Source organism: Actinotalea subterranea, assembly GCF_008364845.1.
GTDB lineage: Bacteria > Actinomycetota > Actinomycetes > Actinomycetales > Cellulomonadaceae > Actinotalea > Actinotalea subterranea.
The window spans coordinates 139,142-155,109 of record NZ_VTTP01000001.1 but is presented as its reverse complement, the minus strand read 5'-3'; the positions used below and the strand labels follow the sequence as shown (position 1 = coordinate 155,109).

General features: G+C 73.9%; 13 protein-coding genes. 8 read left to right on the top strand and 5 right to left on the bottom strand.

Going from position 1 to position 15,968, the window contains the following annotated elements:
- Positions 1–67 precede the first annotated feature (67 nt).
- Positions 68–1,531: a PTS transporter subunit EIIC gene (locus tag FZ988_RS00680; protein WP_149202086.1), complete on the bottom strand. Its 1,464-nt coding sequence runs from the start codon at positions 1,529–1,531 to the stop codon at positions 68–70.
- A gap of 280 nt (positions 1,532–1,811) precedes the next feature.
- Here FZ988_RS00680 and FZ988_RS00675 point away from each other — a divergent pair, with 280 nt between their 5' ends.
- The 5 genes from FZ988_RS00675 to FZ988_RS00655 are packed head-to-tail and all read left to right on the top strand — an operon-like array spanning position 1,812 to position 4,470.
- Complete coding sequence (locus FZ988_RS00675) at positions 1,812–2,669, top strand: GntR family transcriptional regulator (protein WP_246169062.1); 858 nt, start codon at positions 1,812–1,814, stop codon at positions 2,667–2,669.
- Positions 2,670–2,693: 24 nt separating this feature from the next.
- On the top strand, positions 2,694–2,972 hold the full coding sequence (locus tag FZ988_RS00670; protein WP_149202085.1) for a PTS sugar transporter subunit IIB: 279 nt from the start codon (positions 2,694–2,696) through the stop codon (positions 2,970–2,972).
- Positions 2,973–3,023: 51 nt separating this feature from the next.
- Positions 3,024–3,254 (top strand): PTS sugar transporter subunit IIB, encoded by a 231-nt coding sequence (locus tag FZ988_RS00665; RefSeq protein WP_149202084.1) that lies wholly within the window; start codon positions 3,024–3,026, stop codon positions 3,252–3,254.
- Entirely contained in the window at positions 3,254–3,718 is a 465-nt protein-coding gene (locus FZ988_RS00660; protein ID WP_149202083.1) for a PTS sugar transporter subunit IIA, read from the top strand. The genes FZ988_RS00665 and FZ988_RS00660 overlap by 1 nt, the downstream gene beginning before the upstream one ends.
- A complete protein-coding gene (locus FZ988_RS00655; protein WP_149202082.1) occupies positions 3,709–4,470 on the top strand; it encodes an HAD family hydrolase in 762 nt (253 codons plus the stop codon). Before FZ988_RS00660 ends, FZ988_RS00655 begins: the two co-directional genes overlap by 10 nt.
- On the opposite strand, the gene FZ988_RS00650 is transcribed toward FZ988_RS00655, so the two are convergent.
- Positions 4,452–5,453, bottom strand: a complete 1,002-nt coding sequence (locus tag FZ988_RS00650; RefSeq protein ID WP_149202081.1) for a mechanosensitive ion channel family protein — start codon at positions 5,451–5,453, stop codon at positions 4,452–4,454. The genes FZ988_RS00655 and FZ988_RS00650 overlap by 19 nt on opposite strands.
- A gap of 14 nt (positions 5,454–5,467) precedes the next feature.
- Positions 5,468–7,630 carry a prolyl oligopeptidase family serine peptidase gene (locus FZ988_RS00645; RefSeq protein ID WP_149202080.1) on the bottom strand — a complete coding sequence of 721 codons (2,163 nt, stop codon included), beginning with the start codon at positions 7,628–7,630 and terminating at the stop codon, positions 5,468–5,470.
- Here FZ988_RS00645 and malQ point away from each other — a divergent pair.
- Positions 7,629–9,824, top strand: coding sequence for a 4-alpha-glucanotransferase (gene malQ / locus FZ988_RS00640; RefSeq protein ID WP_149202079.1), 2,196 nt, complete (start codon positions 7,629–7,631; stop codon positions 9,822–9,824). The genes FZ988_RS00645 and malQ overlap by 2 nt on opposite strands.
- 123 nt (positions 9,825–9,947) lie before the next feature.
- On the opposite strand, the gene pepN is transcribed toward malQ, so the two are convergent.
- Positions 9,948–12,533, bottom strand: a complete 2,586-nt coding sequence (pepN, locus tag FZ988_RS00635; RefSeq protein ID WP_149202078.1) for an aminopeptidase N — start codon at positions 12,531–12,533, stop codon at positions 9,948–9,950.
- Between the two features lie 247 nt (positions 12,534–12,780).
- Here pepN and FZ988_RS00630 point away from each other — a divergent pair, with 247 nt between their 5' ends.
- Complete coding sequence (locus FZ988_RS00630) at positions 12,781–13,374, top strand: hypothetical protein (protein WP_149202077.1); 594 nt, start codon at positions 12,781–12,783, stop codon at positions 13,372–13,374.
- Between the two features lie 22 nt (positions 13,375–13,396).
- Here FZ988_RS00630 and FZ988_RS00625 read toward each other — a convergent pair whose 3' ends face one another.
- Positions 13,397–15,403: a M13 family metallopeptidase gene (locus tag FZ988_RS00625; protein WP_149202076.1), complete on the bottom strand. Its 2,007-nt coding sequence runs from the start codon at positions 15,401–15,403 to the stop codon at positions 13,397–13,399.
- 88 nt (positions 15,404–15,491) lie between these two features.
- Here FZ988_RS00625 and FZ988_RS00620 point away from each other — a divergent pair, with 88 nt between their 5' ends.
- Entirely contained in the window at positions 15,492–15,941 is a 450-nt protein-coding gene (locus FZ988_RS00620) for a ribose-5-phosphate isomerase (protein WP_149202075.1), read from the top strand.
- Positions 15,942–15,968 lie beyond the last annotated feature (27 nt).

Here is a 15,968-nt window from a genome sequence, read left to right as displayed (position 1 = left end):
TCACGGCGCCGCCCGGGTCGTGGAGGGACCCGGGCGGCGCGCTGGTGCTGTGGTGAGGTGGTGCAGGTCAGGCGGTGGGCCTGCCGGTGCCCGGGTCCGTGGGCACGTCAGGTGCGGCGCCTGCGGTGGCCAGGGCGGGCTCGTCCTCGGGCTGGTCGACGAGGACGTTGTTCGCGTCCGCTGCGCTGCCCTCGTCCTCGCGGCCCGGTGTCTTGAGGTTGAACCTCGCGATCACGAACCGGAAGAGGAAGTAGTAGATGACCGCGTACCCGAGGCCGATGAGGATCAGGAGCAGCGGCTTCTCGGCGATCGTGAAGTTCAGCAGGTAGTCGATCGCCCCTGCGCTGAACCCGAACCCGCTGCGGATGTCGAGCGCGTTGACGAGCGCGAGGCTCGTCCCGGTGAGCACGGCGTGGATCGCGTACAGCGGGTAGGCGACGTACACGAACGCGAACTCGAGCGGCTCGGTCACACCGGTCACGAACGCGACCAGGGCGGCGGACATCATGATGCCGCCGACGACCTTGCGCTTGGACGGCTTCGCCGCGTGCGTGATGGCGAGGGCCGCGGCCGGGAGCGCGAACATCATGATCGGGAAGAACCCGGCCTGGAAGGTGCCCGCGGTGGGGTCGCCGTTGAGGAAGCGCGGGATGTCGCCGTAGACGGTCACGCCGTCGGCGTTGGTGAACTCGCCGAACTGGAACCACGGCAGGGAGTTGAGCAGGTGGTGCAGGCCGATCGGGACCAGGAGGCGGTTCGCGGTGCCGTAGACGAAGCCGCCGAGGACCGTGGAGCCCGTGACCCACTCGCCGACCGCCGTCAGACCGGCGTTGAACGCGGGGTAGATCAGCGCGCCGACGACGGCGATGAGGATCGCGGCGCCGGCCGTGACGATCGGGACGAAGCGGCGCCCGCCGAAGAAGGCCAGGTACGCGGGGAGCTTGATCCGGTAGAACCGCTGGAAGAGCAGTGCCGTGACCAGGCCGATCACGATGCCGCCGAGCACGCCGTAGTTGATGAGCTGCTGCGACGGCGCGCCGAGCGCCTCCGTCACGGCGTGCAGGACGAGGCTGTTGTAGTCGCCGCTCGACGCGGCGTCGAGGGCTGCGGGGTCGGCCGACCCCAGGACGCTGTCCGCCGTCACCTCGTCGGGCTTGCCGAGCACGTTGGGTGACAGGGCCGTCGAGACACCCTTGAAGACGAGGTAGCCGATGACGGCTGCCAGGCCGGTCGAACCGTCGGACTTGCGTGCGTAGCCGACGGCGATGCCGACCGCGAAGAGCAGCGGGAGGTTGGCGAAGAGCGCGTCGCCCGCCGAGGCCAGGACTGCGGCGACCGGCAGGAGCCAGTCGCCCCACGCACCGGCGAGGCCGTCGGCCCCGAGCATGTCCGGCTGGCCGAGGCGCAGCAGGAGTGCGGCGGCGGGCAGGGAGGCGATGGGCAGCATGAGCGAACGGCCCATGCGTTGGAGCTGGGCGAACCCGGGGATGCTTCTCTTCTCGCGGACCTGGTTGGCGGTCGTTGCGGTCATGCGGTGCACTCCTCGTCGTGTGCGGCGCCTCGCCGGCGGGTACCGGCGGGCTGCTGGGTCGGGACCGGCGCGGGGACTCGGGTCGGTCCCGCCGGGGTGTGGGAGGGGCCGCCTGAACTTGGTGCGCTAGATGTCTGGACCAGTTGCGGACCACCATGATGGAATGGCCCAGCCGGTGTCAAGGGACACCGGCGATCGGCATGGAGATCGGCATGGTTCCCCACGTTCCGGTACGTACCGGGCAGCGGACGACGACGTCAGGAAGGCGGGTGCGGCCACGGTGCGTCCCTCCGTCCTGAAGTACGTCCGGGTCCGCGACTACCTGCGCTCGCTGGTGACCCACGAGCTCGACGTGGGCGACGCCATCCCGTCCGAGCGCGTGCTGTGCGACAGGTTCGCCGTGTCCCGGATGACCGTGCGCCAGGCCGTCGACGCGCTCGTCGTCGAGGGTCTCCTCGTGCGCGAGCAGGGCCGCGGCACCTTCGTGGCGCCCACCAAGCTCGACCTCGAGGTCCGCCTCGCCTCGTTCGGCGAGGAGATGCGCCGCCGCGGCATGGAGCCGTCCTCGACCGTCCTCGCCGCCGAGGAGGTCGCCGCGTCGCACGACGTCGCCGACGCCCTCGACCTCGTGGCCGGCGAGCGCGTGCACTACCTGCACCGGGTGCGGCACGCCGCCGGGCAGCCCATGGCGCTCGAGCAGACCTGGGTCCCCACGAGCCTCGTGCCGGGCCTCCTCGCGGACGGTGCACCCGAGAGCATCTACGGCGAGCTGCGCCGTCGCGGCCTCGAGCCCGACTGGGGCGAGGACACCGTCGCCGCGTCCGAGGTCGACGCGCAGGACGCCGAGCTGCTGGGCCTGCGCCCCGGCGCGGCGGTGCTCCGCATCACGCGCCGCACGTTCGCCGGCGACGTGGCCTGCGCCTACTCGCGCTCGTCCTACCGCGCCGACCGCTACGTGCTGTGGGTCCCGCTGCGCGCGCCGCGCCGGGCGCTCACCCCGCGTGGGGACGTGTCGGCCGGGGCGGTCGCCGACCAGGCGCCCGCCGATGAGGGGCACGCCCTCGAGCCCGAGGGCCCCGACGGGCCGGACCACCGGCTCCCACCAGGGGCGCAGACCGAGGTGGCAGGTGCACGATGAGGACCACGACCCGAGCAGGACGACATGACGAAGGCCGGTGAGCACGTGACGGGAGAGGCCACAGGTCGCCCGGGCGACCAGGCGACCCGCATCCTCGCCGCGCTCGGCGGGGTCGCGAACATCGTCGAGATCGAGCCGTGCACCACGCGGCTGCGGTCCGAGGTGCGTGACGCGAGCCGCGTCGACGTCGCGGCCCTGCGGGCAGCGGGCGCGCACGGCGTGATGGTCGCGGGCAAGGTCGTCCAGGTCGTCGTCGGACCCGCCGTCGACGTCCTGGCGAGCGATCTCGAAGAGCTGATGTGACTACTGTTGACGCGCGGCATCCGGGCCGTCGTCGGGCACGAGGAGGACCCCATGAGCAAGGCTGAGCAGATCCTGGCTGCCCTCGGCGGTGACGGGAACATCGTCGACCTGGAGCCGTGCATCACGCGGCTCCGTGTCGAGCTGGAGGACCCGTCGCTCGTCGACGAGGCCGCCCTCAAGGCCACCGGCGCGTTCGGCGTCGTGCGGTCCGGCAAGGTCGTGCAGGTCGTCGTCGGGCCGGAGGCGGACACGCTCGCCTCGGACATCGAGGACCTGCGCTGATGCCGCAGCTCCTCACGGTGCTGGCGCCCGTCGCCGGCACCGCGCTCGCCCTCGCCGACGTGCCAGACCCGGTCTTCGCCGGTGCGATCGTGGGCCCCGGCCTGGGCATCGACCCCCCGCGGGACGGGACGGTCGACGTCGTCGCCCCGATCGACGGGACCATCGTCAAGCTCCACCCGCACGCGTTCGTGATCCAGGCCGACGAGGCGCGCGCGGTGCTCGTGCACCTCGGCCTGGACACCGTCCAGCTCCAGGGCGAGGGCTTCACGCTGCACGTCGCGGAGGGTGACCGCGTCCAGGGCGGCGCGCGCGTGGTGACGTGGGACCCCGCCGCGGTCGAGGCGGGCGGCCGGTCGCCGATCTGCCCCGTGGTCGCGCTCCAGGGTGACGCGGCGGCGGTCCGCGGCCTGGCCGAGCCCGGCCAGAAGGTCGAGGCGGGCCAGCCCTTCCTCGAGTGGGACTGACCCCGGCCTCGGCGCCGGGCGCCCCGGGAGCCGCCGGGCCGGTCGACGTCCCGGACGTCCTCGCGTCCGCGCTGCGTCGGCCGGGCGCGGGGCTCCTGCTCGACCTCGACGGGACGCTCGTCGACAGCGAGCCCATGCACCGGGCCGCGTTCGAGGAGTACTTCGCCGCACGCGGCTGGGACGTGCCCGACGACGTGGTGCGCGCGTTCGCCGGCCGGCGGGCCGAGGAGGTCTTCCCGGTCCTCGACGGGCCCTGGCGGGGCGAGGACCCGGCCGTGCTCACGGCCGCCGTCATCGCGACCCTGCGGGGCTCAGGGCTGCCTCCGCTCCCGGTGCCCGGCGCGGTGGCCCTGCTGCGGGCGTGCCGGGACGTCGGGCTGCCGGTCGCGGTCGTGACCTCGGCGAGCCGCGAGTGGGCCGCGGCCGTCGTCGAGGCGCTCGGCGCTCCCGACCTGCCCATGGTCACGGCTGAGGACTGCACGCGCGGCAAGCCCGACGCCGAGCCCTACCGGCGCGGCGCTGCCGCCCTCCGCCTCGACCCGGGCGTGCTCGTCGCCGTCGAGGACGCGCCCGCAGGGCTCGCCTCGGCCGACGCCGCGGGGATCGGTCTCCTGGTGGGCGTCACGACGAGCCACGGGCCGCGCGAGCTGCACCGGGCGCACCTCACGGTGCCGGACCTGCGTCCCCTGGCCGCGTGCGTCGGGGCCCGGGCTGTCGCCGGGCCGGGTGACGCTCAGGCCGAGGTGCCCTGACCGGTCGGCCCCGGCCGCTCGACGAGGACCTCGCGCCGCGGCAGCGCGAGCGGCACGCCCTGGCCGGTGAACACGTCCTTGATGCGGGCACGCAGCGCGCGCTGGACCTCCCACTGCTTCGACGGGGCGGTCTTGATCATCGCCCTGAGCATCACCGACTCGCCCGTGAGGTCCTCGAACGCCGTGACCTCGGGCTCGCCCAGCAGGAGGCCGGCCACGTCCTCGTCGCGGCTGACGTCCGCCGCTGCGCCCTGCAGCAGGCCGAGCACGCGCTCGACGTCCTCGTCCGGGCCGACCCGCACCTCGACGAGCGCGCGCGACCACCCCTGGGTCTTGTTCCCGACGCGCAGGATCTCCCCGTTGCGCACGTACCAGAGCGTGCCCTGCATGTCCCGGACCTGCGTGACGCGCAGGCCGACGGCCTCGACGGACCCGGACGCCTCACCCAGGTCCACGACGTCGCCCACGCCGTACTGGTCCTCGACGAGCATGAAGATGCCCGAGAGGAAGTCCTTCACGAGCGTCTGCGCGCCGAACCCCAGCGCGACACCCACGACCCCGGCGGACGCGAGCACCGGGCCCAGGTCCCAGCGGTTGATGTTCGCGACCGCCGTGAGCACACCGATCCCGACCGCGAAGGCGGCCGTGGACCTCAGGACCGAGCCCATGGTCTCGGCACGCTGGACCCGCCGCGCGACCATCAGCGGGCTCGAGTCGGCGACGACGGACCCGACCCGGCTGCTCGTCAGGAGGCGGCGGGCGTGCCGGCGCACGACCGTGCCACCCTCGACGACCGACCGCACGGCGCGGGTGATCGCCCAGCGCACGACGGCCAGGACGACCAGCCCGACGACGACGGCCACGACGCTCTGCAGCGGCGCGCCCAGGAGCCAGTCGAACCAGCGGGCGGAGGCCTCGAGGGCGTCCGTCTCGGCGGTCATGGGGAGCCGGGCGGCCAGGGGGAGCAGGGCGAGGTGGGGCACCCGGGCAGGGTAGTTCAGGCGAGCCCCGTCTGACGTTGCACGAAGGCGAGCTGCTCGGCGCCCAGCGCGACCGTGCGGCTCAGCGCGCGAGCGCCGTGGCCGACGTCCCGTTCCCGGCGCAGGAGCACGGGCGCCACGTCGGGCGCCGCGGACGTCGCGTCCTGGAGGGCCGCGCACATCTTGCGCGCGTGCATCGGGTCGACGCGCGTGTCGCCGTCGAACACCGTGAAGAGCACGGCGGGGTACGCCGGGCGTGCCGGCGCGTCGGCGAGCACGCGGTGGTAGGGCGAGTAGCCCAGGAGCCACGCGAGCTCGGCCGGCTCGTCGGCGTCGCCGTACTCCTCGGTCCACGTCACCCCGAGGCCCGAGCCCTGGTAGCGCACCATGTCGAGCAGGGGTGCGCTGCACACCGCCGCGGCCATGAGGTCAGGGCGCTGGCTCACGGCCGCACCGACCAGGAGGCCGCCGTTCGAGCCACCCCACACGGCGAGGCGCGCGGGCGTCGTCCAGCCCTGCTCGACGAGGTGCTCGGCGGCCGCGTGGAAGTCGTCGAAGACGTTCTGCTTGTGCTGGCGCATGCCCGCCCTGTGCCACTCCTCGCCCTCCTCGCCGCCACCGCGCAGGTTCGCGACGGCGTACACGCCCCCGGCCTCGACCCACGCGAGGGCGGTGGCCGAGTACGCGGGCTCGAGGCTCACCTGGAAGCCGCCGTAGCCGTAGAGGATGGTCGGCGCCGGGGACAGGGGCAGGCCGTCCGGGCCGAGGGCGTCGGCGCGGGCGACGACGGTCATGCGCACGGGGGTGCCGTCGAGCCCGTCATAGGTCACCTGGCGGGCGCGCACGTCAGGCACGTGTGCCGGGACGCCTGGCGGCGACGCCCAGAGGTCGACCGCACCCGTCCGCGCGTCCCAGCGGTGCACGGCGGCGGGCGTCGTGGTGTCGGTCCAGCCGAACCAGATCTCGCGGCCGCCGGCCGGCCGGCGTGTGAGCCCGGGCACCGTCCCGGGGCCGGGCAGCGGCACACGGCCACGGTCGCCGGGCAGCTGCGCGCCCGAGGCCGGGTCGTGGACCGTCACCTCGCTCACGGCGTGCCGGCGCCACAGGGCGACGAGCTCGGTCGGCACGGGTGGCCCGGGCTCGTCGCCGTCCGAGTCCCCGTCGTCGAGCAGGACGACGTCGTGCAGGACGGCCTGCGGGTCCTGCGGGAGCAGCGTCCGCCAGTGCTCGACGCCGGGCCGGGAAGGGTCCGTGACCGCGAGCCGCCCGCGCGGTGCGTCGAGGTCGGTGAGGACGTACAGGCGCCCGTCGCGTCCGACCCACGCGTGCGTCTGCGCGTCGAGCCCGACGGCGACCGGCACGAGGTCGGGCCGACTGGCCGGCGACGCGTGGAGGTCCGCGACCCACACGTCGTTGCGCGGCGCGGTGCCGGCCGCGGCGCTCACGACCAGCCAGCGGCCGTCACGGGACACCGCGACCCCGTAGTACGTGGTGCGGTCGCGGTCCGCGCCGAACACCTCGACGTCGGTGGCCGGGTCCGTCCCCACACGGTGCAGCCACACCCGGCGGTGGTACTGCTCCTCGCCGGACGGGACGAGCTCGGGGGCGAGCCGCCGTACGTAGTAGAAGGCCTCGCCGCCGGGGAGCCAGGCGACGGGCGAGTACCGCGCGCGGTCGACCGGCCCGTCGACGACCTCGCCGGTCCGCACGTCCAGGACGCGCAGGACGCTCTCCTCCGTGCCACCGGCGGACACCTGGTACGCGACCAGGTCGCCCTCGACGCTGGGCTGCCACGCGTCGAGCGTCGTCGCACCGCTCGGGTCGAGCTCCATGGGGTCGATGAGCGTGCGGCGGTCGCCCGACGCCTCGACGACGGTCACGACGGCATGCTCGGCCGCGCCCGACCGTAGGGACTCGAACCTGCGTGCACCGCGCCACACGGGTGAGCCGACCCAGCCGACGGCGAGCAGCTCGGTCAGGCGTGCCCGGAACACGTCCTCCCGGGCGCGATGGTCGGTGTCGCGGTACGCGTCGAGCAGCGCGTCCTGAGCCGCCGACCACGCGCGCGTCGCGTCGTGCGAGGGGTCCTCGAGGCCGCGGTACGGGTCCGGGACGCGGTGCCCGTGGAGGTCGTCGACGATCGCGGCTCGCGCCGCCTGGGGATAGGGCCCGAGGAACATGGGCGAAGGCTACGGTGTCCTCCGGGCAGCCCGCTGCCGCCTCTGGCAGGATCAGACGGTGCCCCAGTCCGACGTCCCCACCGGTTCCCTTCCCGAGCAGCTCCTCGCGCTCGCCGAGCGTCACGGGGTCGTCCCCGACTTCTGGGACTTCGGCGGCGGTCACCGCTACGTGCGCGAGTCGACCATCATCTCGGTGCTGCGTGCCCTGGGGGTCGACGCGTCGACCCCCGAGCGCGTCGAGGTCGCCCTCGAGGACGCCGAGGACGAGCCGTGGCGGCGCATGCTGCCGCCCGTCGTCGTGCTGCGTCGCGGCTCTGCGCTGCACGTCCCGGTGCACGTGCGGGACGGGGCGTCCCTCGAGGCGCACCTCGAGCTGGACCCCGAGGCCGGCGGGGGCACGCGGCACCTGGAGCAGGTCGACGTGTACGTCGCGCCCCGCACGGTCGACGGCCGGCTCGTGGGTCGCGCGACCCTCGAGGTCCCCGACGACCTCCCGCTGGGGTGGCACTCGCTGGTCGCCGAGAGCGACGGGGTCGACGCGCGGTGCGCCGTCGTCGTGACGCCCGAGCGCCTCGAGCTGGGCCACGGGCTCGAGGACCGCCGTGCGTGGGGCTTCATGGCCCAGCTGTACTCGGTGCGGTCCCGTCAGTCGTGGGGCATCGGTGACCTCGCCGACCTGCGCGACCTGTCGTGGCTCGCGGCCCGTCGGTGCGGCGCCGACTTCTTCATGATCAACCCGTTGCACGCGGCCGAGCCCGTACCGCCGCTCTCGCCGTCGCCGTACCTGCCCACGAGCAGGCGGTTCGTCAACCCCGTCTACCTGCGTGTCGAGGACGTCCTCGAGACCGCCTACCTGCCGGTCGCGGAGCGGTCGCTCGTCGAGTGGCAGGCCGAGGTCGCGCGGCCCCTGAGCACCGAGCCGGGCCCGATCGACCGGGACACCGTGTGGGCCGCGAAGAAGGTCGCGCTCGAGGTCGTCTTCGCCGTGCCGCGCTCCGTCGGCCGCGAGGCGGCGTTCGCGGCGTTCCGCGCCGAGCAGGGCCAGGGGCTCGAGGACTTCGCGACCTGGTGCGCGCTCGCCGAGCACTTCGAGGGCGCGCCGTGGCCCGCCGAGGCGGACGACCGAGGGTCGGAGCTCGTGCGGCGCCTGCGCACCGAGCTCGCGGAGCGCATCACGTTCCACTGCTGGCTGCAGTGGGTCGCCGACGAGCAGCTCGCGACCGCGCAGCGTGCTGCGCTCGACGGCGGGATGCGGCTCGGCATCATGCACGACCTCGCGGTCGGCGTGCACCCCGAGGGTGCGGACGCGTGGTCGATGCGCGACGTGCTCGCCCAGGCGGTGTCCGTGGGTGCGCCGCCGGACATGTACAACCAGCAGGGCCAGGACTGGTCGCAGCCGCCGTGGCGCCCGGACGGTCTCGCCCGCGCCGCGTACCGGCCCTACCGGGACATGCTGCGCACCGTGCTGCGTCACGCCGGCGCCATCCGGATCGACCACATCATCGGCCTGTTCCGCCTCTGGTGGATCCCCGAGGGCTCCGGCGCGCAGGACGGCGCGTACGTGCGCTACGACCACGAGGCCCTGATCGGGATCCTGTGCCTCGAGGCGCACCGCGCGGGCGCTGTCGTGATCGGCGAGGACCTGGGCGTCTTCGAGCCGTGGGTCCGCGACTACCTCACGGACCGCGGCATCCTCGGCACGTCGGTCCTGTGGTTCGAGCGCAAGGACGACGCCCCGCTGCCGCCCGAGCGGTACCGGCGTCTCGCGCTCGCGACGGTCACGACGCACGACCTGCCGCCCACCGCGGGGTACCTCGCGGGGGAGCACGTGGACCTGCGCGACCGGCTCGGCCTGCTCAGCGAGCCCGTCGAGCAGGTGCGCGCGGCCGCGCAGGCCGAGCGGGCGCAGATGCTCGCGCTGCTCGCGCAGCGCGGGCTCGTCGGCGCGGACCCGTCCGAACGTCAGCTCGTCGAGGCGATGCACCGCCTCGTCCTCGCGTCGCCGGCGGTGCTCGTCGGCGTCGGGCTCGTGGACGCCGTCGGTGAGCGGCGCGCCCAGAACCAGCCGGGCACCGACCAGGAGTACCCGAACTGGAAGGTGCCGCTCGCGGACTCCGCGCAGCGGCTCGTCCTCGTGGACGACCTGTTCGACAACCCGCGCCTGCGCTCCCTCGTGGCGGCGCTGCGCGGCTGACGCCCGCCGCGTCCGGCCCGCCCACGGCGGCCCGCCCGCCCACGGCGGCCGGCGGGGGCCGACGGCGTCGTCCGACCGGCCGGCCCCTCGCACCCGCGACGGGACCGGCCGGTCGGCGTGCCGTCAGTCCTTGGCGCGGTCGCGTGCCTGCGCGTCGATCGCGCGGCGGACGCCGTCACGCTCCTCGACCACGAGGCGCCGCATGGCGGGGTGACGGTCACCGAGCTGCTCGAGCCAGGCGTCCGTGCGCGCGAGGACGTCGAGGCCCGTGCCCGCGAGGAGCGTCGGGTAGAGCCCCACGACGATGTTCTGGGCCATCTCGTTGGTACGCGAGGACCAGACCCGCTCGAGCGCGTCGAAGTACCGGTCCACGAACGGCTCGAGCAGGGCGCGGTCGTGCACGCGGTTGAACCCGCCGATGGTCGACGTCTGCAGCGCGTTCGCGAGGTCCGCGCTGTCGACGACGGCCGCCCACGCGGCCTCCTTGGCCTGCGGGGTCGGCAGGGCCGCACGCGCGGCCGCCGCAGCGCGCTCGCCGGTCGCCGTGGCGTCGCTGGCGAGCTGCTGGGCGATGCGGGCCTCGTCGGCCCGACCGCCCGCGGCGAGGCTCGCGAGGAGCTCCCACCGCAGGTCCGTGTCGACGGTCAGGCCGTCGAACGGCATCGTCCCCGCGAGCAGGCCCTCGACCGCGTCGAGCTGCTCGGCCGTGGCCGCACGTGCGGCGAACGCCTTGACGAGCTGGAGCTGGGTGTCGCTGCCCGCCGCCGCCGCGCGTGCGAGGGCGAGGAGACGGTCGCCCGCGTCCGCCGACGTCGCCGCGTGGTGCTCCGGCGCGACGTAGAGGTCGATGCTCATGGCGAGCTGCCGCAGGAGGACCTGCACCACCGAGGAGTCCGTCTCGTGCGCGACGTTCGCGAGCACGAGCTCCACGAAGTCGCGGGCCGCCAGCTCCCCGTCGCGCGTCATGTCCCACGCCGCGCCCAGCACGAGGGTCCGGGGCAGGGAGTCCGTGAACGAGTGCAGGTGCTCGGTCGCGACCGCGAGGGACGCCGGGTCGAGGCGGATCTTCGCGTACGCGAGGTCGTCGTCGTTCACGAGGATCAGCGCGGGGCGCTCCCGGCCGACCATCTCGGGCACGTACGTCGAGGCGCCGTCGACATCGAGCTCGATGCGGACGGTGCGCTCCAGGCGCACCTCGCCGTCGGGCCCGTCCACGAGGTCGTAGCCCCCGATCGCGAGGCGGTGCGGGCGCTGCACGGGGTGGTCCTTGGGGGTCTCCTGACGCACCGAGAACGTGGTGACGACGCCGTGGCTGTCGAGCTCGACGACGGGCCGCAGCAGCGTGACGCCGGCCTTCTCGAGCCAGAGGGCGGACCACGGCGACAGGTCGCGGCCGCTCGTCGCCTCGAGCTCGACGAGCAGGTCGCGCAGCTCCGTGTTGCCCCAGGCGTGCTTGGCGAAGTAGGCGCGCACCCCGGCGAGGAACTGGTCCTGGCCGACCCAGGCGACGAGCTGCTTGAGCACGGACGCGCCCTTGGCGTACGTGATGCCGTCGAAGTTGACCTCGACGTCCTCGAGGTCGCGGATGTCGGCGACGATCGGGTGGGTCGAGGGGAGCTGGTCCTGGCGGTACGCCCACGACTTCTCCATCGAGGAGAACGTGGTCCACGCCTGGGTCCACTGCGTCGCCTGCGCGGTCGCGAGCGTCGAGGCGAACTCCGCGAAGGACTCGTTGAGCCACAGGTCGTCCCACCAGCGCATCGTCACGAGGTCGCCGAACCACATGTGGGCGAGCTCGTGGAGGATCGTCAGCGCGCGGCGCTCGACCGTCGCGTCGGGCACCTTGGAGCGGAACACGTAGTTCTCGAGGAACGTCACGGCGCCCGCGTTCTCCATGGCGCCGGCGTTGAACTCGGGCACGAACACCTGGTCGTACTTGGCGAACGGGTACGGCATGCCGAAGGCGTCCTCGTAGAACGCGAAGCCCGCGCGCGTGACGTCGAGGATGTTGTCGGCGTCCAGGTACTGCGCGAGCGACGCGCGGCACAGCACGCCGAGCGGGATCGTGCGGCCGTCGCTGCTCGTGAGCTCGCCCGTCTCGCGGTGGTACGGACCGGCGATGACGGCGGTGATGTAGCTCGAGATGCGGGGCGTCGGCTCGAACGACCAGCGGGCGACGGGGGTGCCGTCCGGGCCGCCGAGCAGGAGCGGCTCGGGCGTGGGGGAGTTGGAGATCACGGTCCAGTGCGCGGGGGCGGTCACCGCGAACGCGAAGGTCGCCTTGAGGTCGGGCTGCTCGAAGACGGCGAAGACGCGACGCGAGTCCGCGACCTCGAACTGCGAGTACAGGTACACCTCGGAGTCGACGGGGTCGACGAAGCGGTGCAGGCCCTCGCCCGTGTTCATGTAGGCGCAGTCGGCGACCACGCGCAGCTCGTTGGACTCCTCGAGCGCGTCGAGCGTGATGCGTGAGTCCGCGAACACCTCGTCGACGTCGAGCACGCGCCCGTTGAGCACGACCTCGTGCACGGTCGGCGCGATCAGGTCGACGAACGTGCTGGCGCCCGGGCGCGCCGTGAACCGGACGACCGTCGTGGAGGCGAACGTCTGCGGTCCCGTCGTCAGGTCCAGCGCGACGTCGTAGGACTGGACGTCCACCACCGACGCGCGGTCGCGCGCCTCGGTGCGGGTCAGGTTCTCAGCGGGCACTGTGGTGCTCCTCGGATGTCGTCGATGGGTTTCCCGGCGATCCTCCCACGCCCCTGCCCCGCGGCGGCCCCGGACCGGGACGCGCTCGCGTCACCCGTTCGGCCGTGCCATGCTGCCGTGTTGACCGAGGCCCGACGCCCGAGGCCCCCGGCGCACGCGAGCGTGCGCGGGCCGCCGCGCCGGGCGAGCACCGACCGGACCGCCTGCGCCGATCACGACGCGCGGCGGGAGAGGACGACGACTCCCGATGGCCGACCGCCCGGCACCCCCCGCTCCCGGCGGAGCGACGGGCCGCTCCGGCCTGAGCCCTGGCATGACGACGTTCCTCGTGGTCGACGTCATCCTCGTCGTGACGTTCCTCGTGCTGCTCGTCATGACCCTCGGCAACCGCGGCACGGGCGACGGCCAGGCCGCGGGCGGGCCGACGACGACGAGCCCGACGGCCGAGGAGTCGCCCGAGCAGAGCGCCCCGCCGGACCCCGAGGAGTCGCAGTCCCTGCCCGCGTTCGTGCTGCCCAGCGGCAACATCCACTGCACGATGACGCAGGACACGGCGACGTGCACGATCCTCGAGTTCAGCTACCCGGCGCCGGAGCCGCCCCAGGGGTGCACGGGCACGGCCGGCAACGTCCTGACCGTGAGCGCCGACGGCGACGCGGGCTTCGCGTGCGTCGAGGCGCCCGTGGGGCCCCCGGCCGAGGGCACCCCGGTGCTCGACTACGGCGAGGGCAGCTCGGTCGGGGAGATGACCTGCCTGAGCTCCCGCAACGGCGTCTTCTGCCGCCACGACCCGAGCGGCAAGGGCTTCTCCCTGGCGCGTGCCGGGACGCAGCTCTTCTGACGCCCCGGCCGGCCGGCGGCCCTCACCAGATGCGGACGCGGTCCTGGGGCGCGAGGTACAGCGCGTCGCCCGGCTCGACGCCGAAGGCCTCGTAGAACTCGTCGATGTTGCGCAGGGTCCCGTTGCAGCGGAACTCGTCGGGCGAGTGGGGGTCCGTCGCGAGGCGTCGGACGAGCTCCTCGTCGCGGATCTTCGAGCGCCAGACCTGCGCGAACCCGAGGAGCACGCGCTGCACGCCCGTCAGGCCGTCGAGCACGGGCGCCTGCGCGAGCGGCCGGCCGAGCGCGATGCGGTACGCCTTGAGGGCGATCGAGAGCCCGCCGAGGTCGCCGATGTTCTCGCCGATCGTCAGCGCGCCGTTGACGTGGTGCGAGCCGTCGAGCTGCGCGGGGGAGAAGGCCGAGAACTGCTCGACCAGGGCCGCCGTGCGCCGGTCGAACTCGGCACGGTCCGCGTCGGTCCACCAGTCCGCGAGGGCGCCGGTGCCGTCGTACTTCGAGCCCTGGTCGTCGAAGCCGTGCCCGATCTCGTGGCCGATGACCGCGCCGATGCCCCCGTAGCTCATCGCGTCGTCGGCCTCGGGGTCGAAGAACGGGGGCCGCAGGATCGCGGCGGGGAAGACGATCTCGTTCATGCCGGGGTTGTAGTACGCGTTCACGGTCTGCGGGGTCATGAACCACTCGTCGCGGTCCACGGGCCGCCCGATCTTGGCGAGCTCGCGGTCCTGCTCGTAGGCGTAGGAGCGGCGCACGTTGCCGACCAGGTCGTCGGGCTGCACCTCGAGGCCCTCGTAGGACTTCCAGCGGTCCGGGTAGCCGATCTTCGGGGTGAACGCCTCGAGCTTCGCGAGCGCCTTGGCACGCGTCTCCTCACCCATCCAGTCGAGACCCGAGATCGACTCCCGGTACGCGGCGACGAGGTTCGCCACGAGCTCGACCATGCGCTCCTTGTGCGAGGCGGGGAAGTGACGCTCCACGTAGACCTGACCCACGGCCTCGCCGAGCGCGCCCTGCACGAGCGACACGCCACGCTTCCATCGCTCGCGCACCTCCGTCGCCCCCGAGAGCACCCGTCCGTAGAAGTCGAAGTTCGCCTGCACGACGGCGTCGCTCAGGTAGGGCGCCCGTGCCGTGACCAGGTGGTAGCGGAGCCAGGTCTGCCACTGCGCGACGGGCGCGTCCTGCCACAGCGAGGCGAGGCCGACGACGAAGTCGGGCTCGCGGACGACGAGGTGGTCGAGGGCGCCGTCCGGTGCCCCGAGCGCGGCCGCCCACGCGCGCCAGTCGAGCTGCGGGGCGCGCTCGGCGAGCTCGGCAAGGGTCATCGGGTTGTAGGTGAGCTCCGCGTCGCGGTCCCGCACGACGTCCCAGTGGGAGCGCGCGAGCGCCGTCTCGAGCTCGAGGACGTCGTCCGCGCCCCGGGCGGCCGCGGCCTCGTCGAGCCCCGTGAGCACGAGCATGCGGGCCACGTGCGTGCGGTAGCTCTCGCGCACCGGCGCGTACTGGTCCTCGCGGTAGTACGCCTCGTCGGGCAGCCCGAGGCCGCTCTGCGCGAGGTTCACGACGTACCGCTCGGTGTCCTTCTCGTCGTTGTCGACCCAGAACGCCGTGGCCCCGGCGCCGCCGGTGCGCTGAAGCGCACCGAGCACCGTCACGAGCGCGGCAGGGGTCGTCGCGGCGTCGATCGCGGCGAGCTCGTCGCGGATCGGGTCGAGCCCCGCGCGCTCCACGGCGTCGACGTCCATGAAGCTCGCGTAGAGGGCGCCGACCTGCGCCGCCGGGGTGCCCGCGCCGCCGGCGGCCCGCGCCTGCTCGCCGAGCTCCTCGATGATCGCGCGGACCTGCGCCTCGGCCTCGTCGTGGAGCATGCGGAACGCCCCGTCGGCCGCACGGTCGGCAGGGATCTCGTGCTGCGCGATCCACCGCCCGTTGACGTGGCGGTACATGTCGTCCTGGGGGCGGACGGCGGAGTCGAGCGCGTCGAGGTCGATGCCGCTGCGCGCGGCCGTGCGGTCGTCAGGCGTGGTCATCGCCCCAGGTTAGGCGAGCGGCCGGTGTGCGGTCCGCACGGTGTCGTACGGTGCCGCACGCCGGGGTGCGGCCTGGCAGGATGGCGGCATGCGCATCCACATCGCAGCCGACCACGCCGGGTACGAGCTCAAGGTGCACCTCGTCGAGCACCTGCGGGCCGCGGGGCACGACGTCGTGGACCACGGTGCCCACGAGTACGACGCGCAGGACGACTACCCGTCGTTCTGCTTCTCGGCCGGCGAGGCGGTCGTCGCCGAGCCGGGCACCCTCGGCATCGTCATCGGGGGCTCGGGCAACGGCGAGCAGATCGCCGCGAACAAGGTCGCCGGTGTGCGTGCGGCACTCGCCTGGAGCACCGAGACCGCACGCCTGGGCCGCGCCCACAACGACGCGAACGTCGTCGCGCTGGGCGCACGGCAGCACTCGGTGGACGAGTCGACCGAGATCGTCGAGGCGTTCCTCGCGGAGCCGTTCAGCGGGGACGCGCGGCACCAGCGCCGGATCGACCAGCTCGCGGCCTACGAGGCCGCGCGCTGACCGACCCGGCGTCGCGGTGCACGACCG